The organism is Elusimicrobiota bacterium, assembly GCA_026388095.1.
Taxonomy (GTDB): Bacteria; Elusimicrobiota; Elusimicrobia; order UBA1565; family UBA9628; genus UBA9628.
In genome coordinates this window covers 40283-60847 of the sequence record JAPLKL010000045.1, presented here as the reverse complement: position 1 = coordinate 60847, position 20565 = coordinate 40283, and the positions used below count along the sequence as shown (strand labels likewise).

The window sequence follows — 20565 nt, the reverse complement described above, 5'->3', positions numbered from 1 at the left end:
TCGAAAGGGGATATATTATAGCGCTAATGCATCCGGCCGGGCCGGCAGAGGCGGCACCCTCCCGAAAACTGCTGGCCGCGCTCATCGGGCTGGGCTGCGCCTTGGTCCTGTTCGAAGCCGCCCTGCGTCTGGGCGGCTGCGCATCGACCTTGCTACAGCAGCGCCGGGACCTCCAGGCGGCGCGTGCAAAAGGCGTCTATCGCATCGTCTGCCTCGGCGAGTCCACCACCTGGCGGCAGTATCCCATGCCGCTCGAAGCCGCCCTCAACAGGTCCGGCGCTGGCCTGAGCTTCGCCGTCATCGACGCGGGCATGGCCGGAGCCAACAGCTCGGACGTCCTGGACCGGGCCCGGACCGAGCTCGAGCGGCACCGGCCCGACATGGTGGTCGCCATGATGGGGATCAATGACTTCGGCGCCGTCAGATACTACGAGGACATCCCCGAAGCCGGCGGCTTCCTGTTCCGGCATCTGCGCATCTACCGGCTGGCTCGCATCATGTGGATGCAGGCCGCCAACAAGCTCACGGGAAGAAAGGTCCCCCCCAAGCGCGGCCCGGACCCCGGAACATTCCGCCGCGTGCCGGACCAGCCCATGCCGCAGGACGCCCGCCCGCCCAAGCCCACCGACCTGCTCGTCTTGCCCCCCGGACCCGACGCCGACCGCATCCAGGAGGCCCGGGCCGCGGTGGCCCTGCAGGACTATGCCCGGGCCGAGAGACTGCTCCGGCAGACCGCGGCCTCCGACCCGCACAACGACGTCGCCCTCAACGAGCTCGGCGTCATCTACAAGAGCCAGCACAAATACCCCCAGGCCAGAAAAGCCTTCGCACGCTCCGTCCAGCTGGCCGGTCGGCATATCGCAGGCAGCGGCGACGCCGCTTTAGGCTTAGGCCGGATATACAAGGATGAGGGGCGCCTCAAGGACGCGGAAGCCATGTTCCGCAAGGCCCTGGAGCTCAAACCTCGCGATGACAAGGCCCGCTTCGAGCTGGCCGAGTTCTACCGGGACCAAGGCCATCTCTCGGACGCGCAGAGGTATTACCGGGAGGCGATCGAGCTCGACCCCGGCAATGACTGGGCCTGCGCCGCGCTGTCCTTGCTCTACGCCCGGCTTGGCGACGCCGCCCAGGCGCGACTCTACGAAAGAAAGACGTCCGAACTGCGCACGCGCGCCAACCCCATGACCGCCCGGAACTACCTCCGGTTAAAAGAGCTGCTCGACGCCAAGAGCATCCGGCTGGTCTGCGTCCAGTACCCCATGATGAGCGTCTCCCCGCTGCGCAGGATCTTCGCGGGGCTCCCGGACGAGCCTCTGTTCGTCGACAACGAGGCGGTCTTCCGGGAAGCGGTGCGCAGGGAGTCATACGCGGAATACTTCACGGATCTCTTCGGAGGAGACTTTGGCCACTGCACCCCGAAAGGCAACCAGCTCCTGGCGGACAACATCTCGGAGGCGATCCTGCGCCGGTACTTCCGCCGGCAGGGCCGGCAATAGATCATGGCGCTGACGCGCCCCGGGAGACGGACGGACGGCCGCCTAGGCTCCAAGCTGCTCCTGGCGCTGGTGAGCCTCTGTCTCACTTTGGCGGCCCTCGAAGCCGCTCTGCGCGCGGGCGGAGCCGTGATGCGGTTCCTGCACGAGCGGGGGAACTCCCTCGCCTTGCGGCGCCAGGACGGCTACCGCATCATGTGCCTGGGCGAATCCACGACCTGGAACGAGTACCCGCGCTTCCTGGAGGGCGCTCTCAACTCCAGGATGACCGGGATGCGGTTCAGCGTGATAGACAAGGGCATCCCCGGGGGCAACACCACGGACATCCTGGCGCGGCTGGCGGCCGACCTGGAGGAGTATCATCCGGACATGGTGGTCGCCATGATGGGAGTCAACGACTTCGGGATCAGGTACGGCGACGAGGTCATCGACCCCAGGAACTCCTGGTACAAGCATTTCCGGCTCTATCGCTGGGCCCGCCTCTGGTGGCTGTATGCGTCGCGCGGGCGGCGCCCGCCGCCGCCCGCCCCCGCGCTGGAGACCGGGGGGGTCTTCGCCCCACCTGACCATCCCGCGGCCGCGGGTCCGCCCCCGGAGCCGGCGCCGAGGCGCCCCCCCCCGAGCCCTCCGCCCGGGCGGGGGTTCGCCTTCATCCAATCCGCCCGCGCCGCCATGTCCCGCCGCGACTATGCCCGCGCTGAGGAGTCCTACGCCCAGGCGCTGCGCGTCGACCCGGAAGACGCCGTCGCCTACAACGAGCTGGGCGTGGTCTACCAGAGTCAGGGCAAATTCACCCAGGCTGAGCGAGCCTTCCAGCGCTCCATCCGGCTCGGCTCCGGCCGCGTCTTCGGGGGCGGAGACCCCTGCTCGGGCCTGGCCCGGATCTACAATGCACAGGGCCGGGCGGCTATGGCCGAGAAGATGTTCAAACAGGCCGCCGTGTGGAAGCCTTGGGACGCTCGGGCGCGCTTCGAGCTGGCCGGGTTCTACAAGGACCACGGCGACGACGCGGCCGCCGAGCGCTGGTATCAGAAGGCCCTGGAACTCGACCCGGAAAACGACTGGGCCTGCGCGGCCCTGGGTCTGCTCTATTCCCGCACGGGTCGCGGCGAGTCGGCCCGGCGGTATCAAGACCGGGCCAGAGAGCTGCGGGCCCGGCACAGTCCGGTCACGGTCAGGAACTACCTCCGGCTCAAGGAGCTGCTGGACGCCAAGGGCATCCGGCTGGTCTGCGTGCAATACCCCATGCTGAGCGCCGCGCCTTTGCAGCGGATATTCGCGGAGCACGAAGACGAGCCTCTGTTCGTCGACAACGAAGCGGTCTTCCGGGAAGCGGTGCGCCGGGAGTCGTACGCGGAATACTTCAGGGACCTCTTCGGCGGGGACTTCGGCCACTGCACCCCGAAAGGCAACCAGCTCCTGGCCGACAACATCGCGCAGGCCATCCTGCGCCGCTACTTCCGGCGGTAGGAGATCGCCTCGGCGCGCAGTTTCGGCGCCAGCCACTCAGCCGCCAGCTCCTGGCCGTAGGGCGTCAGGTGCACCTGGTCCCACCAGAGCCAGCCCGTCTGGAACACCGCCGGGGCGTTGAGAAAGCCGTGCAGGTCGTAGACCGGGACCGAGTACCGCCGGGCCGCCTCGTCGAGAAGGCGGTGCTTCCGCAGCAACCCGTCCGGATAGGGGGACTCGTTGGAGTTGGCCTCCTTGAGGAGGATGGAGCGGATCCCAGCGGCCTTGTTCAAGCTCAAAAAGCCCTCGATGCCCGAAGCCAGTTGTTCGGGGCGGTCGTTGCTGGAAAGGTCCAGGACCACGAGGTCCGGCCGGAAGCGCGAGTAGAGGCGGCGGTAGTCGTCCAGCAGGGCCACGGAATCCGAGCCAGAGACCGCCATGTTGAGCGTCTCGATGGGGCGGGACGGTCCCAGCGCCTTGACCAAAGCCGCATGGGTCAGGAAAGGGAAGGTGTCGGCCAAGCGCGGGGCCCCGGCCCCGACCGCCTGCGAAGTGCCCACGAAGAGTATGCGATAGGCCGTCTTTTTTGCGCTGAACAGTTCCTCGAGACCAGGCCCCGGCTGCAGCTGCATGGGTCGCTCTCCCGGACCCCGGCCGCAGAAGATAGGGCCCACGCCGGTCGTGACAGCGGCATAGCCCTGCGCGAGCAGCGCCTCCCGCGTCGCGACTTCGCCTCCCATGAGTCTGTCCCAGCCGGCGAAAAAGGCGTAGCGCGCCGCCTCAGCCCTCTCCAAGGCGCTGCGCCGCGCCGCGCCGGAGAGCGGGCGGGACAACACATCGAGCTCCAGCCGGGACCAGTGGAAGTAGTCGAACGTCAGCCAGAGCGAACCGCACACGGCCAGCACGAGGCTGCAGGCGGCGAAGGCATGCACCCGGCCGCGCAGACAGGCGAAGAGGACGAGAACCAACAAGCAGTTGCACAACAGTATCCGCGGCCAATGCTTGGTGTTCCGGAAGGACTCCCGCAACACGCGCCCCTGGACGTCCTCGACGACGATGTCGTCTACGACGGCGCTGCGCATCCCGCTGCGCAGCCCGCAGGCCCCGGCCGCGGCCGCGGCCTGCGGCAGCGCGATGGGCGCCTGAGCGTCCAGGCTGACCGAGAGGCCGCCGGCGCCGAAATCCAGGACCAGCCGGTGCCAGGCGCCGTCCAGGAGAGGCCAGGCCAGCGGCTCAGCCGATAGGATGCGGCCCTCCGGCCGGCCGCGCAGGAATGCGTTGGGGTAGTCCGGCTTGCGGCTGAGCCGCACCGCGAGAAAGCCGGAGGCGGTCCGGTCGAATAGGACGGCGAGATAGGCGTCCGGATCCAGGCGCAGGCGCAGACTGATGCGCCGGGGCGTGAAGCTCTCCCTGCTGATCAGCTCGTTGCCGCCCGACCAAGCCCCGAGGTCGAGCCGGTTGCGGCTTAGGGCCGGCCGCGTGATGAGGAAGCTGTCCGAGCCCCAAGTCGTCACTTCCAACGTCCTTTTGGTGGAGAGCCAAGCCCCGTTGCGCAGCAAGGTGTTCTGCGAGTAGAGGAGCATCTCCGTGCCGATAAGGACTGCGGCGGCCGTTATTAGGAACGCGAGAATGTAAAGGGCTCTCATGCGCTGCAAAGTTGCTATATGCTATCCTTTTTGAAGGCCCGCCCGCCGCTTTTTCCCCATTAGAATGGACTCCCCGATGCCCCAGCCCTCAGCCGGCTCTTGGCCCAAACAGCGGCGCATAGAGTACTTCTGGATGGTCTCCGGGCGCTGCAATTACCGTTGTCCCTACTGCGTCTACGGCCTGGTCCCCACCGACCGGCGCCAGACCGCGCAGCATTATAGCGCCGCGCAATGGCTGGAGGGCTGGGAGCGCATGCACCGGCGCCACGGCGAGGGCAACATCATCATGACCGGAGGCGAGCCCACCATCTACCCCGGCTTCGATGAGCTGGTGCTCAAGCTTGGGGATTGGTTCTGGGTCGCCTTCGACACCAACCTGTCCTGGCCGCGCGAGCGCCTGGCGCGGTTCCTGGCGCGCGCGCGCCGCGAACGCTTGAGCTTCGAGATCAGCTTTCATCCCCATTCCGTGGACACGCAAGCCTTCTTGGAGCGTGCGCAGCTGGTGCGCGACGCAGGCTTCTCCTACATCAACCGGTTGGTGGCCTACCCCGACCTGCTGGGCCGCCTCGCCGGATTCCGGGAGCTCTTCGCGCGGAAGGAGCTCACCTTCGTCGTCAACCCCTTCCAGGGAGACTACCAGGGCCGCCGCTATCCGGAGAGCTATACGGCCGAGGAGCGCGCCCTCATCTCCGGCGCTTCGGTCAACGTGGAGGACAACGACGCCAACGCCCCCCATAAGGAATTCGTGCGCCAAATCCTCGGCCGCGAATCGCCCAAGGGCCGCCTGTGCCGGGCCGGCTATCAGCACGTGCGCATCGAGGACGACGCCACGGTCTACCGTTGCGGAGAATACGCGACCCAAAGATGGGAGCCGCTCGGCAGCTTCTTCGACCAGGACCTGGCGCTCTGGGAAGCGCCGCGGCCCTGCCGTTGCGACTGTTGCGAGTGGGAGTACCGCTGGCTGGTGGACCAAGCCGAGCGGTTCCACAACCGATGGACGGAGCCATGCCAGAATCCCGCGCCGACCGCCCCCTGATCTATATTGACCCCGCGGGTCAGAGCCAGGACCTGCCTGCCGCCGACCTCATCCTGCTCACCGGCACGGGACCCTGCTCGCGGCCCGACATCATGCGCGTCTCCCGGCCGCAGACCGTGGTGGCCGGCCCGGCCGAAGTCATCCAGGGCCTGCCTCTCAACCAACTGGTCCTGCGGCCCGGGCAGAAGCAGACCGTGCTCGGCGTGGAAGTGACCGCGGCCTCTGTCCCGGGCGGCTTGAGCTACATCGTGGAGCGCCCCGCCCCATGAACCAGCGCCTGTTCCTGACCTGGACCATCCACCATTCCTGCAACTACCGCTGCCCCTACTGCTTCATCACCACCGGGCAGAAGGACGTCTTCCTGGAGAACTCCTACCCGGGCTTGGACCGGTTGATCGCGGCCTGGGACCGGATCTACGACCGTTACGGCAGCTGCATCATCAAGTTCGCAGGCGGCGAGCCCTTCACCTACCCCGATTTCATGAAGCTGCTCGAACGGCTCGGCCAGCGGCACTTCCTGGACCTCTCCTCCAACATGTACTGGGATGCGGAGGAATTCATCCGGCGCGTGCCGCAGGGCGCGGCGCGCATCGAGCCCAGCTTTCATCCCGGCTTCTACCGGGACATGCAGGAGTTCGCGGCCAAATGCCGCCTGCTCCAATCGCACGGTTTCATGGGCTCGGTGCACATGGTGGGCTACCCCCCCCTGCTGGACAAGCTCATCGCGGCCAAGGACTTCTTCGCCTCCCAGGGCCTCGATTCCGTGCTCTTGCCCTTCCGCGGCCGGCACCAGGACAAGCCCTATCCGGACTCCTACAGCGACGAGGAAAAGCGCCTGCTCAAAGTCGCGATCGACGCCACTGCCCCGGGCCACATCCATGAGGTCAACAAGCGCTATTTCGACTGGTACGTAGAGAAGCAGGACCGCCTGCCCGAGGCCAAGACCCGGCTCTGCCTGCACGGCGCGGTCTACGCCAAGATCCAGCCCGACTGCAGCGTGGTGCGCTGCTGCACCCCGGTCCCGCCGGAGAGGCGCAAGGAATTCCTCGTGGGCAACCTCCTCGACCCCGGCTTCCGCCTGTTCGACGAGGCCCGGCCCTGCGACCTGGCAGCCTGCTCCTGCTGGAAACCGATGCTCCAGGGCGAGGAGCAGACTTGGAAGCCCCTCTGGAGATTCGAGACCTATGCGGTCCCGGAGCCGCGATGACCAAGGACTGCGAACTGGTGCAACGCCTGCGCGATTGGCTGGAGCGCGCCGTCCCGCAAGGGCCACACACCTTGCATCTGAGCCCCACCATGGCCTGCGACCTCAACTGCCTGTTCTGCCGCAGGCAGGACGGCTTGAAGACCTATCGCGAGCGTAACACCGAGCTTTCGGACCAGCGCTGGCTGGAGCTGGCGGACGAGGCCCTGTCCATGGGAGTGCGCTTCGTCTTCATCAAGGGCGGCGGCGAGCCCCTGCTGCGCCGCGAGCTCATGCGCCGGCTCGTGCCTTTGGTGAAGGTGCGGGGAGCCTGCGGCCACCTCGTCACCAACGGGACCCACATCGACGACGAGCTGGCGCGCCTCTTCGTGGCGACCCGCTGGGATCAGGTCACCATCAGCCTCGATGGCCCGGACGCCGCGACCCACGATTTCCTGCGCGCCCGGCCCGGCGTATTCGATTCGGTGATGGCGGGCCTGGCGCGGCTGCGCGCGGCCAAGGCCGCGACCGGCTCGTCTCTGCCGCGTCTGGCCTTCCACTGCGTGCTGACCAAGGCCAACCACGACCGCCTCGCGCCGCTCATCGAGCTGGCGCACCGCGAGGGCGTGGAACACCTGGAACTCGACTCCATGAGCCTGCGCGACGAGAGCGCGCGGCACCTGCTGATGACCCCGGACCTGGAGGAGCGCTTCTCGGCTTTGCTGCCCGACTGCCTGGAGAAACTCGGGCGCTACGGCATATCGCACAACTTCGACAGGTTCCGGCGCTCCGACTACGTGCGGCGCGAGGCCGGCCCCGCCCCGCGGCCGGAAGGCATTCCCTGCTTCTACCCGTGGTACCAGGCCTCCATCACTCCAGGCGGGAGCATCGTGCCCTGCTGCTACGCGGAGGAGACCCACCGCTCGCGCGCCAACCTCAACACCGTGACCTTCCGGCAGGCCTGGGAGGAAGGCGACGCCCGCGAGTACCGGGCGGCCATGGCCGAAGGCAAGCTCCTGCCCTTCTGCAAGGACTGCACGACCATGTACGCCGACAACAACTCCGAGATCCGGCGCTGGCTGGGGGAGGACGCGCATGCCCGCAGATGACCTCCCCCAGACCGTGCATTTCGGCCTGGACCTGACCTACGCCTGCGGCTACAGCTGCCCGTACTGCGTCCTGCCGCCCGCGGGTAAGCCGCGCCCCGTCGGAGACTGGCTGGCGGCCTGGCAGCGCATGCGGCAGCGCTACGGCCGCTGCTACATCTACATGTCGGGCGGCGAGCCATCCGTCTATCCGGGCTTCTACGACCTGGTCAAAGCCCTGGCCGCGCTGCACACGGTGGACCTGTGCACCAACCTCGCCTGGCAGGTGGAGCGCCTGGTCCCGGGACTGAGCCCCGATGTCTTCAAAATCTCGGCGACCTTCCATCCCACGCAGGTCTCTTTCGAGGATTTCCTCGCCAAGGCCGTGGCGGTCCGCGACTACCTCCCTCAGCGCTGGCCGCCCAAGCGCTCGGTGTATTTCGTGGCCGACCCCAAGCAGATGGACCGCATGCCGGAGTACCAGGCCCGCTTCGCGGAGCACGGCCTGATCCTGGTGCCCCTGCCCCTGATGTCGGGCCAACACCTCGGCAACGACGAGGGAGAGAAGCGGGCCATAGCGGAAATCTCCCCCAACAAGGACACCTCGGACCAGAAGCTGGGCTTTCAGCTCCAGGAGCTGACGCCCAAGGGCAAGCTGTGCCGCGCGGGCCAGCGCTACGCGCTCATCCGCGGCGACGGCATGGTGGACCGCTGCACTCGCCACGAAGACCGCGCCCTCGGGGACTTCTTCGCCCCGGATTTCGCCCTGTGGCCGGAGCCCCGGCCCTGCATGCAGGAATGGTGCCCCTTCGAATCGCAGTGGCTGGTACAGGAGGAGACCGGTGCCCCGCGGTAAGGTCTTCCTCATCCAGATGCCGCTGGCCGCCTGCGAGCCGCCTTTGGCCTTGGCCCAGCTCTACGCCTTCCTGCGCCGGGAAGGCCTGGACTCCGAGGTCATGGACATCAGCGTGGAGCTCTACCACCGCCGCCACAGGCCGGGCCACAATCTCTGGTCCGAGGAGACCAACACGGTTTGGGCCGGAGAGGAGCTGGCCGCCCAGATCCTGGAGCAGGACCGCGGCTTCATCGAAGCTCGCTTCCTGGAGCGCATCGTCTCCTCGCCCGCGCCCGTGGCCGGCTTCTCGGTGACCGCCTGCTCCTTCGCGGCCAGCCTGATCCTGGCCCGCTGGATCAAGGCCCGGCGGCCCGACGCATTGGTCGTTTTCGGCGGACAGATCTTCACCACGACTCCGAGCACCGTGGAGACCATCTTGGGCCGCAAAGAGGTGGACGCCGTGGTCCCGGGCGACGGCGAGCACCCCTTGGCCGCGCTCGCCGCGGGCTGCGCCCCGCCGGGCTGTCCCGGCCTCTTCATCCGAGACGCGCGGGGCCGCCCCCTGTCCACCGGGCTGAGAGCTCCGGTAGACCTCGACACTCTGCCTTTCGCGGATTTCTCCCCGTTCGACATGAGCCTCTACGGCACGCCCCAGCTGGGGCCGCACGACCTGCCGCTGATGAGCAGCCGCGGCTGCGTGCGGCACTGCTCCTACTGCGGGCACTGGACCGCCTGGAAGGGCTTCCGCCAGATGAGCGGGGAACGCGTCCACGCCGAGATCATGCACCAGCGCAAGGTCATGCCCAGCCTGGGACACCCGGACAGCGAGATCAAATTCTACGACCTGCTCATCAACGGCGACATGCGCAAGCTGGCCCGCCTGGCCGAGCTGCTGGCCGCAGGTCCCGGGCCCAAGCTGCCCTGGAAGGAGTGCAACGCGCTCGTCCGCCCGGAGATGACCTACGAGCTCTGCGTGAAGCTCCGCGAAGCGGGCTGCCGGCTGCTCATCCTCGGCCTGGAATCCGGCTCGCAGAAGGTCTTGGACCTGATGGGCAAGGGCCAGACCGTGGAGCAGATGAAGACCGTGCTCAAGAACATAGACCGCGCCGGCCTCAAGACCCGGGGCAACTTCATGTTCGGCCATCCCGGCGAGACCGACGAGGACTTCGCCGCCACTTTGGACTTCCTCCGGGAGATGCACCCCTACATCCACCAAGTCTTCCCCAGCTACACCTTGGCCCATCTCGACGGTCCGCTGCTGCGCGACCCGGAGAAGTGGGGCGTGGCCAAGGGCCAGGACCCCCTCTATTGGCAGTCGCAGGACGGCCGCAACACCTACCCGGTGCGCCTGGAGCGCTTCCGGGCCTTCCGCGAGCTGGCCTCGTCCTTGGGAGCGCGGATGGTCGACGGCCTGGACATGCCCCTGCCCGCCTACCTGGACTTCTCCATGGCCGGCTACCACGAGGCGCGCCGGGAGCCGGCGCTGGCGCTGGAGCGCTACCGCAGCTACCTGAAGGAGGACCCGACCAACGAGTTCGTACTCAGCCGGGTCAAAGGACTCCAAGGATGAGCGACACGGAAAAGGAGCTGGACGAGCCCAAGGCCGAGATCGTGGCCTCCTGGTTCGCGGGCAAGCCCCGGGCCCCTTACTACATGGAGGTCAGCCCGATCACGGCCTGCAACGTGAACTGCCGGTTCTGCCGCAAGAAGGCCGAGTCCGCGGACTACTACCGCCGCGCCAAGGACCTCTCCGACGACCGCTGGTATGAGATCCTGGAGAAGGCAGTCGAGATGGGCACGCGCCGCATCTTCTTCCGCGGCGGAGGCGAGCCGCTGCTCAAGCGCCGGCTGCTCACCCGCATGTTCCCCCTCATCGCCGAGAAAGAGGTGGTCTGCACGTTGCTGACCAACGGGACCTTGATCGACGAGGCCCTGGCCGAGGGCTTCGTGCGCTCCGGCTGGAACGAGATCATCTTCAGCCTGCACGGCGGCGACGCCGAGACACACGACTACATCACGGACCTGCCGGGGAGCTTCGCGCGCGTGACGCAGGCCCTGGAACGGCTCAACCGATTCAAGTCCGCGCTCCAGCGCAAGACGCCGTACCTGAGCTTCCACGTGGTGCTGACCCGGCGCAGTTTTCGGCAGATCGACCGGATCATCGAGCTCGCCAAGGCCCACGGGGTGGGCAACGTGGGGGTCTTCCCCATGCACAACGCCCCTTATCCCGAGTTCGTCCAAGACCTGGAGATGCGCGAGGAGGACAAGCGGCAATATCGGGAGCTTGTACCCAAGTACAAAGACTTGCTCGACTCCTACGGGATCTCCCATGATTTCCAAATCACCTACCAAGACCCGCCGCAGGCAGCGGCGCCGGCGCAGCCGCCCTCCGGCCCCCCGCAAGCCCGCGTGCCCTGCTACTTCCCCTGGTTCTACGCGACCATAACCCCCAACGGCTTCATCTCGCCCTGCTGCTACGGCGAGGGCGCGCAGACCAAGGGCGACCTGCACCGGGTGAGCTTCGAGGAGGCCTGGTTCCATCAGGACATGGGGGAGGTCAGAGAGAGCCTGCTCTCCGGCCGCCTGATGCCTTACTGCGCCAAGTGCCCCAACTGGTACCAATCGGATAACCGCCGCCTGCGCGAGGTCTTCGCCAAGCAGGCGGCCGTCCCCGGGCCGGTCCTCCGCAACAGCCGGATCACGGTCCCGGAAGAGGTCAAGCGCAAGACGCTGGCGGACTGCGCCTCCGGAGTGGTCTTCGATTGGAACTTCCACGTGGCCTGCAACTATCGCTGCCCGTATTGCATCTTCCACGAAGATTGGAAAAAGCTGGCGGGCTTGAACCGCCTTCCCGCATTGGACGGGCTGCAGAAGGCCTGGGGCAGGATCCACGAGGACCTGGGGGAGTGCTACGTCACCTTCAACGGCGGCGAGCCCACGGTCTATCCCCAGTTCGCGGAGCTGATGTCCGCCCTGGGCCGCTGGCACCGCTGGAACTTCAACACCAATCTATCCTGGGACATCCCGCCATGGGAGAGCTTCGCCAAGCAGGTGGACATGGCACGGGGCAGCGTGCAGTTGAGCTACCATCCCACCGAGGACCCGGACTTCGCGGGCTTCCTGCGCCGGGCGCTCTTCGTCCAGGGGCTGGGCCTGCGCAACTGCAGCGTCTGCATCGTGGCCTACCCGCCGCATCTCAAGGACCTCCCGCGCTACTGCCGGGAGCTCAAGTCCGAGGGCCTGATCACCCGCGTCCAGCCCATGGTCGGCTCCTATGAAGGCCGCCGGTACCCCGCCGCCTACACGGCCGAGGAGCGGCGCCTCATCGACGAGCTCAACCAGGAGACCCGCTCCGCCCTGAGCGCGGACCTGGACTACGCCATGGGCGACCAGAGCCCGCGCGGCAGGCCCTGCCGCTCCGGCCAGTCCTACTTCCACATCAACCAGCTGGGCGACGTGTACCGGTGCACACAGGTCCCCCAGAAGCCGGAGCTGCGCCTGGGCAGCCTCGTCGAGGGCTTCGCGGCCTCCGCCTGCCCCCGACCCTGCCCCATGGATTTCTGCCCTTGCGGCGAGTCCCGCTGGCTCGTGGAGGGATGCGGATGAGGCTCGCGCTGGTCCAGACGCCGCCCTGCCCCCGGGACACCCCGCCCTTCGAGATGGCGCTGACCGCGGCGCTGCTGCGCCGGGACGGGCACGAGGTGCGCGCCTTCGACGTCAGCAACGAGCTCTTCCACGAGACCTTCAAGTCCCGCCCCCACTGGAAATTCGCCCTGACCGCGCACTCGAAGGACCCGCACTCAGCCATAGCCGAGGAGGAAAGCTCCAAGCTCGCCTGCTATGCGCAGGACATCCTCGCCTCCAAGCCCGAGGCCGTGGTGTTCAAGGCCGAGCATTCCTGCCGCGGCGCCGAGGAAATGGCTCGGCAGCTCAAGGCTCTGGCTCCGGACCTGCCGCTCATGGGCTCAGGCCTGGTCTCCACGGACCCGGTCTCCCTGAAGCGCTGGAAGGAGCAGCAGGGACTCTGCGACGAGCGCGGCCGCGCCATCGTGCCTTTCGACCGGCTCATAATAGGCGAGGACGACCTGGCCTTGCCCGCGGCGCTCTCTGGGGAAGGGCTCAAGCGCTTCTGCGTGGAAGGCAAGGTCATAGACACCAGCCGCGGCCCTTGGCTGGAGGACCTGGACAGCCTGCCCCACTACGACTTCACGGACTACGACTTCAACCGCTACTCGGACCCCAAGACCATCCGCTTCTCCGTGTCGCGCGGCTGTCCTTTCCGCTGCGCCTACTGCAGGGACTGGGTCTGGACCGGCAAGTTCCGAAGCATGAGCGGGGACCGCTGGTTCGAGGAGTACCGCGTCCAGCACGCGCGCAACCCGGGCGTGCGGCACCTGCGCTACTGCGATCGGCTCCTCGACGGGGACATGGCCGCGCTGGAGCGCTTCTGCGACCGGGTGATCGCCCAGTGGCGCGAGGCTCCGGTCTATTGGGGCGCGGACTTCGTGCTCAAGCCGGAGCTCACCGAGGAGATGGTGGCCAAGCTCGCCCGCGCCGGCTGCAACAACATGGGCGTGGGGCTGGAGAGCGGCTCCGAGCGCGTCCGGGCCGCCATCGGCAAGGGCTTCTTCAGCAACGCTTTGGCGGAGAAGGTCTTCGCCTCCTGCCGCAAGCACCGCATCCACGCCTCGGTCAACGTGATGATCGGGCTGCCCGCGGAGACGCGGCAGGACCTGCAGGAGACCATCGCTTTCGTCGAGCGCAACGCCTCGAACATCTGGGAGGTGCGCCTGACCGCTCCCACCACGCACATCCCGCCGGGCACGCCGCTCGACACGGCCCCGGGCCGCTTCAACCTGAAGAGCTCGCACCCGGAGAAATGGGAGACGGAGGACGGGAGCAACGATTATCCGGAGCGGGTCCGGCGCTTCGAGGAGTTCTGCCGCCGGATGCTGGACGTCCCGGGGATGAAGCTGGCGGTCAACCGCCGGGTCATCAAGAGCCGGGACGGTATCGACAAGCTTGTCGCGGAGTGCCGGGCGGATTAGGAGAACAGCCATGCAGCAGCTTTTGCGCGCCATAGAAGCCGACGGGGTCCGCCAGCTGGCCCTGGAGGGACGCTTCGCCGAAGCGGAGTCCCAGCTGCCGCCCCAGGCCAAGCCCATGGACGCGGCGCGCCTGCACGAGGCCTGGGCCAGGACCCTCTACGAAGCCGGGGACTTCGCCGGGACCGCGGCTCGCCTGCATCGCTGCGTGGAGACCGGGGCGCTCTCCGAAGAAAAGGAGTTCCGGGCCCGCGTGCTTCTGGTCCATCTTTACCGCCGCCTGGGCCGCATGGACGAGGCCCTGGCCAAGCAGGCTGAGCTGGAAGCGCGCTTTGCTTCCTCCCAGGACCCCTATCTGCGCAATCAGATGCTCAACGAGCGGGAGATCACGGAGGGCCGCACCGAGCTCAAGTCCCACCCCAACCGGCTCACCGTGCGCCTGACCAACCAGTGCAACATCCGCTGCTCCATGTGCGTGATGCCGGACGACAAGCCCTGGTCCGTCTCGGCCAAGACCATCTCCGAGGTCAAGGCCATGACCCCTTACCTCTCGGACCTGCAGTGGCAGGGCGGCGAGCCTTTGATCGTCGCCGGTTTGCCCGAGCTCATCGAGAGCGGGGGCCGGAACCCGCACCTCTCCCAGAACATCATCACCAACGGTTTGCTCATAGACCGGAAGTGGGCTGAGCTCCTGGTGCGCAACCGGGTACACGTGCGCATCTCCATCGACGGGGCTGATAAGGAGATGTTCGAGAAGATCCGCTGCGGGGGCTCTTGGGAGAAGCTCCTCCAAGGCATCTCCTGCTTCAACGAGGAGCGCGTGCGCCAGAACCAGCCCTACGTGCGCCTGGAGCTGCACATGCTGGTGATGCGCTCGAACTACCGCCAGGTGGCCGCGATGGTTGATTTCGCCCACGAGCACCGCTTCGACATCCTTGACCTGAGCCACATCGTGATCGGCGCCAATCCAGTGGAGGAGGACATCTTCGAGCGGGGGACCCCGGAGACCTGGGCCGAGCTTCAGCGCCAGCGCGCTTTGGCCGCGGAGAAGGCGGCGCGTTATAAGCTGCGCTTCGGCGACAACCTGCCTTTCCCGCCCGCCGGGATGCTGGACGGCTCCCGAGCCGAGCCCCAGCCCGCGACGGCGCCCAAGGCCGAGGCTCCCATCCCGCCTTTCCACTGCCTCTCTCCCTGGAAGCTGCTGATCATCCGCGAGGGCGGCGGCCTGGTGCCCAACTGGCACTGCATCCGGGACGGCCGGCACATGGACATCGGCCACTGCGAGAAGCAGTCCCTCATGGAGGGCTGGAACAGCCCGGCCATGCAGGAGTTCCGCAAGCGCATCCTGGCGCGCACCCAGCGGGGCAAGTGCACGGACTTCTGCCTGTCCGGGGCCTTGGTGGACCATTGGCGCGACCATATCGAGTGGATATGATGCCGAGGGATCAGAGCTGGCCCTGGCGAACAATGAGATAGTGTAGTACACTATACTAAGAGATGGCCAAATTCAGGTTTGTCGAGTGGCTGGTCCTCTGGCTGCAGGAAACCGCCGGCTTCCGCTTCGATTGGGATGAGGGCAATAGAACCAAGAGCGTCAGCAAGCACGCGGTTACTACCATCGAAACCGAAGAGGTCTTCCTCTCAGGCCAGGCAGCGCCATTGGGCATCCAGGTAAGCCCCGAGGTCCCAGAGCAAAGACTTGGCATCGTGGGGCCTACCTACCTGGGCAGAATACTGCACGTGGTCTTCACCCTGCGTGACGGGGAGATCCGACCCATAAGCGCGCGGCCCGCCCACAAGAAGGAGAAAGAACTCTATGAAGCATATCTACGCGAAGTCTCTCAGTGAATATAAGGCCCCATCCCAGTACGAGGAAAAAAAGATTCTCGCCGCGGCTCGCCGTCTTAAGAAGAAAAGGAAATTGCCCACGAGCGTCGCGCTAGAAGAAGAGACGATCAAGGAACTAAAGGCCTTGGCCCAATGGCGTGGAGTACCTTATCAGATCCTGATGCGCATGTTCATCCTCGAGGGAATCCATCAGTCGCGCGTTGCAGATGCGCGCTAGACATCCGCTTCCGCTTTAGGCCATGAAAATCACTCTCGTCCAGATGCCGCCGCAGCCGCGCGACACCCCGCCCATGGAGCTGGCCCTGTGCGCGGCCGTGCTCAGGCGGGCAGGCCATGAGGTCACGGTCCGCGACGTCAACAACGAGCTCTTCCACGAGACCTTCAAGCAGCGGCCCTTCTGGAAGTTCCGCCTCACCGACCATTCCGCCGACCCCGCCGCGGCCATCCCCCTGCTGGAGGAGCAGCGCCTGCGCCGCCACGCGGCGGGCATACTCGCCGGCAAGCCCGACGCCGTGGTCTTCAAGGCCGGCAACGTCTACGCCGCCGCCGCGGCCATGGCCCGCCTGCTCCAAGCCCAGGCTCCCGGCCTGCCCCTCGTCGCCTCGGGCCTGAGCAGCCCTGACCCGGACGCGGCGCGGCGCTGGCGGGCCGAGCAGGACGCCAGCGACGCCTACGGCCAGAAGGTCATGCCCTTCGACTGCCTAATCCTGGGAGAAGACGAGCTCGCCTTGCCCGCGGCCCTGGCCCGGCGCTTTCCCCTGGAGGACCGCGTCGTAGACGCAACCCAGGGCCCCTTCATGGAGGACCTCGACGAGCTGCCCTTCCTCGACTACTCGGACTACGACTTCAAGCGCTACTCGGACCGAACCACCGCGCGCCTCAGCGTGTCCCGCGGCTGTCCCAAGCGCTGCTCTTTCTGCCAGGACTGGGTGACGGTCCGCAAGTACCGCTCCATGAGCGCCGAACGCTGGCTGGCCGAGTACCGGCACCAACACGAGCGCCACCCCGGCCTGGTCCATTTCCGCCACTACGACCGCCTGCTCAACGGCGACATGGCCGCCCTGGAGGCCTTCTGCGACCGTCTCCTGGCCGCCTATCCGGAGCCGCCCGTGGCCTGGGGCGGGGACTTCATCATCCGGCCGGAGATGACCGACGCGCTCATCGCCAAGCTGTCCCGGGCCCGCTGCAACAGCTTCGGCACCGGCCTGGAGAGCGGCTCCGAGCGCGTGCGCCGCTCCGTGCGCAAGGGCTTCTTCAGCAACGCGCTGGCCGCGCGCGTGCTGCGGAGCTGCCGTAGTCACGGCATCCCCGTCTCCCTCAACGTGATGGTCGGCCTGCCCGCGGAGACCCGCGCGGACCTGCGCGAGACCATCGGCTTTTTGGAGCGCAGCCGGCAGGACATCGCGGAGGTGCGCCTGACCTCGCCGACGACCCTGCTCCAGCCCGGCACTCCGCTGGCCGCAAGCCTGGCCTCGTCCCAGCACGAGAAGTGGCAGACCCCCGACGGCGGCAACACCTATGTCGAGCGCGTGCGCCGCTTCCAGGAGCTCTGCGAGAGGGTGCTCTCCATGGGCGGCCCGCGCCTGGCCGTCAACCGCCGCACCCTGAAGAACCCGGCCGCCCTGCGCCGCCTGGTCGCCGAGTGCCTCGAAGCCGAGCCCGGCCGCGCCGCCCCCGGCCGCCAGCTGGCCCGCCAGATCCGTATGCTGGGGCCTTGGCACCACCAGATCGAGCTGCGCGGCCTGGGCACGCGCGACGTGTACCCCGACGATTCCCCGGGCCGGGACGTGCCCCAGAAGACCATGCCCAAGCGCCAGGCCCGCATCCCGCTGGAGCTCAAGGGCAAGACCGTGCTCGACGTGGGCTGCTCGGACGGCTGGCACGCCCTCCAGGCCAAGGCCCAGGGCGCGGCGTTGGTCTACGGCATCGACACTGACGCCCCCTCCATCCGCCGGGCCGATTTCGCCCAGCAGACGCTGGGGCTCTCCGGCGTCGCCTTCCGCACCGTCAACGCCTTCGTCATGGACCACTGGGCCGCGCAGGAACCCGCCCTGGCGGGCCGGCGCTTCGACTGGGCCTTCCTGCTGGACATGCTGGACCACGTGCCCCATCCGGCCTTGCTCCTGGAGAAGACCGCGGCGGTGGCGGACCGGGTCTTCCTGAGCCTTCTGGTGGACAAGCGCGCGCCGGGCAGCGCTTTGCTCTGGGGGCCGGAGCGCATCGCCCCTTCCATCATACGGCCGGTCTGGGTGCCCACGAAGAAATGCCTGCCCGAACTGCTCGAGTCCGCCGGCTTCACCCGCTTCGAGGAGCTCTCCAGCCGCAAGGTCGTCGCCGGCCTGGACCATGTCTTCGCCGCGGCCCGGAAGGACTGATGCCCAACGCCTGGCGGCTCTCCGAAGGGGCGGTCACCTTCACCTGGGACCTCTGGTACGGCTGCAGCTACCGCTGCCCCTACTGCTGGTGGGAGCTCGAGGGACTCTGGGAAAAGCTGGCCAAGCAGCACCGCATCCTGCCGCCCGCGGAGTGGCTGGCGGTCTGGGAGCGCATCCGGGCCGCTCACGGGGACGTGCGCATCGACATCCTGGGCGGCGAGCCTCTGCTCTATCCCCGCTGCGACGAGCTCCTGGAAGGACTTTCAGGACTGCACTTCGTGCAGGCCACCACGAGCCTGGCTTTGCCCCTGGACCGGCTCGAAGCCTTGCTGGGGCGTCTCTCCCCTGAGCGGGTGCATTTCAACGCCAGCTTCCACCCGGATTTCACCAGCCTCGACGATTTCCTGGCCCGGCTGCTCAGGCTCAAGGACCGGGGATTCGAGCCAGGAGCTCTGGTCGTGACCTGGCCGCCCTACCTGGAGCGCCTGAGCGCCTGGAGCGAGGCCTTCAGGAGCCGCGGCATCCCCTTCACGCCCATGGTCTTCCAGGGCCGCTGGCAGGGCCGCGACTACCCGGAGTCCTTCACGCCCCAGGAGAAGGCCCGCATCGCCTCCCTGATGAACGACACCTCGGTCAAGGACGACGAGGTCCGCTACCGGCTGGAACGCCGCTCCACCAAGGGCAAGCTCTGCCACGCGGGCCGGGTCTACGCGAACGTCAAGGCCGACGGCACGGTGTACCGCTGCGGGCAGGACGCCTTCGGGCAAAAGCCTTTGGGAAGCATCTTCGACCCCCGCTTCCGGCTCCCCGCGCAGGCGCAGCCTTGCCCCTACGAGAGCTGCAGTTGCTCGGAGTTCAGGTTCCTCGACGAGGTGGGGGCCTTCGGCCGGGGCGCTGCGAGCTGAGCAAGCGCGCCAGAGCGTCGGCCACCAGGCGGTGCGACTCGGCGGTGGGATGGCCTTCTCCGGGGATGAAGGCCGGGCCGCGGGTGAGCTGCAGGAGGTCCCAGCCGGAGAGGTCCAGGACCGGGATGGAGGCCTTCTCAAGATAGGGGAGCAGCAGCCCTCCCAGATACGAGTTGTTCGGATAGAAGACGACGTAGAAGCGCTCGGCGCCGAGCCGGACGGTCTCGGCACGCAGCTGCTCGACGAGCTTGGCCATGAAGCGCAGGTCGCCCTCGCGCGGGCGCGTGGGATAGTCCACGTTGAAGAAGCGCGCGACGTTGGACCGCACGAAGAGCTTGGCCAGGACAGTCCAGACGGGCCGCGCGTCCTTGATGTACTGCTCGGCCGCGATCCTGCCGCTGGCGTCCTCGTGGTAGTAAGGCCTGGAGTAGCCCCAGCCGCCCACCGAGGTCAGCGAGCCCATGTTGCGCAGCAGGTGCGAATCCGCGAAGAAATAGAGCGCCGTCCCCTTGGGCTCCCGGATCTCGGGCGGGCCTTGGACCAGGCGCAGGCGCTCCAGCAGCTCCCCGGGATAGAGGCCGCCGATGCCGTAGTTGTACACCCGCGCCCAGGGCAACTGCCGGCCCAGGTCCGCGGCCAGCGTCTCATCCTGGCCCACGCCTTCGCCGAAGATGAAGGAGTCTCCGAGCAATAGGAGGAAGCGCTCGGTGCGCGCCTTGCTCCTCTCGCCGGGAGTATCCCTGCGGTTAAACTCGTCGATCCCGCAGGACAGGTCCCAGATGACCCGGCCGCTCCGGGTCTTCCGGATGAACCGGAAGGAGCGGTGCGGCAGCCACAGCAGCCCGGGCCCGATCCTTTCCCCGATATCCGGCGGGATGCGGATGTCCTCGATCTGTCCCGCGTCGACGGACCAGGCCCGCGCCTGGTCCATGCGCATGACGGACGGAGGCGGAGGCAGGATGATGTGGTAGGGGCTCTCCGCTGCCGAGCCGGAGGCCGCGGCGGCAGGCGGTCCCCACTGGATGGGGCCCCTGGCCCGCAGAAGGATTCCGCAGGCCCATTCCGCGGCGAGCGCCAGAAGGAGCGCGGCAGCCGCGCCGAGGCCCAAAGCGATGAGCCGGTTCCTGATTGTAGTCGCGACAAGCGGGTCTTCGGAAGACATATCCGGGGATTATCGGATTGTTTTTATTTAGTCCTGGACGGTTTTACGAGCCAGGCCCTGTTGAAATCCTTGCGGATCGTCTCTAGCTTCGTCCTGGCTAATGCCTCATCCTTTAACCCACCAATGCGAACCCGATACCAGGTTCCTCGCTCACCTAGATTGCTGATCTCAATATAGGTTTCTGCGAATCCTTTGCTTTTCAGACTATCTAAAGCCAAATTGGCTCTCTTCTGACCCTTAAACGAATACACCTGGACTGCGAAACCTGCTTCCTTACCGTTTTCAGGACTAGTCACAATCGCCGGAGAAGGCACGGTATCCTTTTGAGCCATCACATCTTGCACCACCTTCTTCGAAGACGCCTTAAAGCTTAGAAAGAGAATAACCATACCCACTGCAACCAACGCCAACACCACCCATAAACTCTTATTTTGGCTTGCCATACCTGACTCTCCTAAAGAGTATTATTAAAAGTGGATGTATTCTACCTTCAAGCGCTATGA

General features: G+C 66.9%; 18 protein-coding genes. 15 read left to right on the top strand and 3 right to left on the bottom strand.

Annotation, left to right across the window (positions count from 1 at the left end; all coding sequences use genetic code 11):
- Positions 1–26 precede the first annotated feature (26 nt).
- Positions 27–1496, top strand: a complete 1470-nt coding sequence (locus NTY77_11620; GenBank protein MCX5796135.1) for a tetratricopeptide repeat protein — start codon at positions 27–29, stop codon at positions 1494–1496.
- Between the two features lie 3 nt (positions 1497–1499).
- On the top strand, positions 1500–2963 hold the full coding sequence (locus tag NTY77_11615) for a tetratricopeptide repeat protein (protein MCX5796134.1): 1464 nt from the start codon (positions 1500–1502) through the stop codon (positions 2961–2963).
- On the opposite strand, the gene NTY77_11610 is transcribed toward NTY77_11615, so the two are convergent.
- On the bottom strand, positions 2948–4588 hold the full coding sequence (locus NTY77_11610; protein MCX5796133.1) for an SGNH/GDSL hydrolase family protein: 1641 nt from the start codon (positions 4586–4588) through the stop codon (positions 2948–2950). The two genes, NTY77_11615 and NTY77_11610, sit on opposite strands and share 16 nt — an antisense overlap.
- 76 nt (positions 4589–4664) lie before the next feature.
- Between NTY77_11610 and NTY77_11605 the strand changes: the two genes are divergently transcribed.
- The 13 genes from NTY77_11605 to NTY77_11545 all read left to right on the top strand — a co-directional run bounded on the left by NTY77_11605 (position 4665) and on the right by NTY77_11545 (position 18900).
- The gene (locus NTY77_11605) at positions 4665–5624 is read left to right on the top strand and encodes a radical SAM protein (protein ID MCX5796132.1); all 960 of its coding nucleotides are present in this window, start codon (positions 4665–4667) and stop codon (positions 5622–5624) included.
- Complete coding sequence (locus NTY77_11600) at positions 5594–5893, top strand: hypothetical protein (GenBank protein MCX5796131.1); 300 nt, start codon at positions 5594–5596, stop codon at positions 5891–5893. Before NTY77_11605 ends, NTY77_11600 begins: the two co-directional genes overlap by 31 nt.
- Entirely contained in the window at positions 5890–6831 is a 942-nt protein-coding gene (locus NTY77_11595) for a radical SAM protein (GenBank protein ID MCX5796130.1), read from the top strand. Before NTY77_11600 ends, NTY77_11595 begins: the two co-directional genes overlap by 4 nt.
- Complete coding sequence (locus tag NTY77_11590) at positions 6828–7916, top strand: radical SAM protein (GenBank protein MCX5796129.1); 1089 nt, start codon at positions 6828–6830, stop codon at positions 7914–7916. The genes NTY77_11595 and NTY77_11590 overlap by 4 nt, the downstream gene beginning before the upstream one ends.
- Positions 7903–8748, top strand: coding sequence for a radical SAM protein (locus tag NTY77_11585; GenBank protein MCX5796128.1), 846 nt, complete (start codon positions 7903–7905; stop codon positions 8746–8748). Before NTY77_11590 ends, NTY77_11585 begins: the two co-directional genes overlap by 14 nt.
- Complete coding sequence (locus NTY77_11580; GenBank protein ID MCX5796127.1) at positions 8735–10297, top strand: radical SAM protein; 1563 nt, start codon at positions 8735–8737, stop codon at positions 10295–10297. The genes NTY77_11585 and NTY77_11580 overlap by 14 nt, the downstream gene beginning before the upstream one ends.
- Positions 10294–12333, top strand: a complete 2040-nt coding sequence (locus NTY77_11575) for a radical SAM protein (GenBank protein ID MCX5796126.1) — start codon at positions 10294–10296, stop codon at positions 12331–12333. The genes NTY77_11580 and NTY77_11575 overlap by 4 nt, the downstream gene beginning before the upstream one ends.
- Positions 12330–13775 carry a radical SAM protein gene (locus NTY77_11570; GenBank protein MCX5796125.1) on the top strand — a complete coding sequence of 482 codons (1446 nt, stop codon included), beginning with the start codon at positions 12330–12332 and terminating at the stop codon, positions 13773–13775. Before NTY77_11575 ends, NTY77_11570 begins: the two co-directional genes overlap by 4 nt.
- 10 nt (positions 13776–13785) lie before the next feature.
- On the top strand, positions 13786–15207 hold the full coding sequence (locus NTY77_11565) for a radical SAM protein (GenBank protein MCX5796124.1): 1422 nt from the start codon (positions 13786–13788) through the stop codon (positions 15205–15207).
- A 62-nt stretch (positions 15208–15269) separates the two neighbouring features.
- Complete coding sequence (locus NTY77_11560) at positions 15270–15620, top strand: BrnT family toxin (GenBank protein MCX5796123.1); 351 nt, start codon at positions 15270–15272, stop codon at positions 15618–15620.
- Entirely contained in the window at positions 15589–15837 is a 249-nt protein-coding gene (locus NTY77_11555; GenBank protein ID MCX5796122.1) for a CopG family antitoxin, read from the top strand. The genes NTY77_11560 and NTY77_11555 overlap by 32 nt, the downstream gene beginning before the upstream one ends.
- 22 nt (positions 15838–15859) lie before the next feature.
- Positions 15860–17995: a radical SAM protein gene (locus tag NTY77_11550; GenBank protein MCX5796121.1), complete on the top strand. Its 2136-nt coding sequence runs from the start codon at positions 15860–15862 to the stop codon at positions 17993–17995.
- The gene (locus NTY77_11545; GenBank protein ID MCX5796120.1) at positions 17995–18900 is read left to right on the top strand and encodes a radical SAM protein; all 906 of its coding nucleotides are present in this window, start codon (positions 17995–17997) and stop codon (positions 18898–18900) included. Before NTY77_11550 ends, NTY77_11545 begins: the two co-directional genes overlap by 1 nt.
- On the opposite strand, the gene NTY77_11540 is transcribed toward NTY77_11545, so the two are convergent.
- Together NTY77_11540 and NTY77_11535 are read right to left on the bottom strand one after the other, a co-directional pair.
- Positions 18851–20062, bottom strand: coding sequence for a hypothetical protein (locus tag NTY77_11540; protein MCX5796119.1), 1212 nt, complete (start codon positions 20060–20062; stop codon positions 18851–18853). The genes NTY77_11545 and NTY77_11540 overlap by 50 nt on opposite strands.
- A gap of 23 nt (positions 20063–20085) precedes the next feature.
- Positions 20086–20505 carry an SPOR domain-containing protein gene (locus NTY77_11535; GenBank protein ID MCX5796118.1) on the bottom strand — a complete coding sequence of 140 codons (420 nt, stop codon included), beginning with the start codon at positions 20503–20505 and terminating at the stop codon, positions 20086–20088.
- Positions 20506–20565: the final 60 nt, after the last annotated feature.

Excerpts from the sequence above, each read along its gene's own strand:
- NTY77_11620 (MCX5796135.1), top strand. The coding sequence starts at position 27 with ATGCATCCGGCCGGGCCGGCAGAGGCGGCACCCTCCCGAAAACTGCTG.
- NTY77_11615 (MCX5796134.1), top strand. The coding sequence starts at position 1,500 with ATGGCGCTGACGCGCCCCGGGAGACGGACGGACGGCCGCCTAGGCTCC.
- NTY77_11610 (MCX5796133.1), bottom strand. The coding sequence starts at position 4,588 with ATGAGAGCCCTTTACATTCTCGCGTTCCTAATAACGGCCGCCGCAGTC.
- NTY77_11605 (MCX5796132.1), top strand. The coding sequence starts at position 4,665 with ATGCCCCAGCCCTCAGCCGGCTCTTGGCCCAAACAGCGGCGCATAGAG.
- NTY77_11600 (MCX5796131.1), top strand. The coding sequence starts at position 5,594 with ATGCCAGAATCCCGCGCCGACCGCCCCCTGATCTATATTGACCCCGCG.
- NTY77_11595 (MCX5796130.1), top strand. The coding sequence starts at position 5,890 with ATGAACCAGCGCCTGTTCCTGACCTGGACCATCCACCATTCCTGCAAC.
- NTY77_11590 (MCX5796129.1), top strand. The coding sequence starts at position 6,828 with ATGACCAAGGACTGCGAACTGGTGCAACGCCTGCGCGATTGGCTGGAG.
- NTY77_11585 (MCX5796128.1), top strand. The coding sequence starts at position 7,903 with ATGCCCGCAGATGACCTCCCCCAGACCGTGCATTTCGGCCTGGACCTG.
- NTY77_11575 (MCX5796126.1), top strand. The coding sequence starts at position 10,294 with ATGAGCGACACGGAAAAGGAGCTGGACGAGCCCAAGGCCGAGATCGTG.
- NTY77_11570 (MCX5796125.1), top strand. The coding sequence starts at position 12,330 with ATGAGGCTCGCGCTGGTCCAGACGCCGCCCTGCCCCCGGGACACCCCG.
- NTY77_11565 (MCX5796124.1), top strand. The coding sequence starts at position 13,786 with ATGCAGCAGCTTTTGCGCGCCATAGAAGCCGACGGGGTCCGCCAGCTG.
- NTY77_11560 (MCX5796123.1), top strand. The coding sequence starts at position 15,270 with ATGGCCAAATTCAGGTTTGTCGAGTGGCTGGTCCTCTGGCTGCAGGAA.
- NTY77_11555 (MCX5796122.1), top strand. The coding sequence starts at position 15,589 with ATGAAGCATATCTACGCGAAGTCTCTCAGTGAATATAAGGCCCCATCC.
- NTY77_11550 (MCX5796121.1), top strand. The coding sequence starts at position 15,860 with ATGAAAATCACTCTCGTCCAGATGCCGCCGCAGCCGCGCGACACCCCG.
- NTY77_11545 (MCX5796120.1), top strand. The coding sequence starts at position 17,995 with ATGCCCAACGCCTGGCGGCTCTCCGAAGGGGCGGTCACCTTCACCTGG.
- NTY77_11540 (MCX5796119.1), bottom strand. The coding sequence starts at position 20,062 with ATGTCTTCCGAAGACCCGCTTGTCGCGACTACAATCAGGAACCGGCTC.
- NTY77_11535 (MCX5796118.1), bottom strand. The coding sequence starts at position 20,505 with ATGGCAAGCCAAAATAAGAGTTTATGGGTGGTGTTGGCGTTGGTTGCA.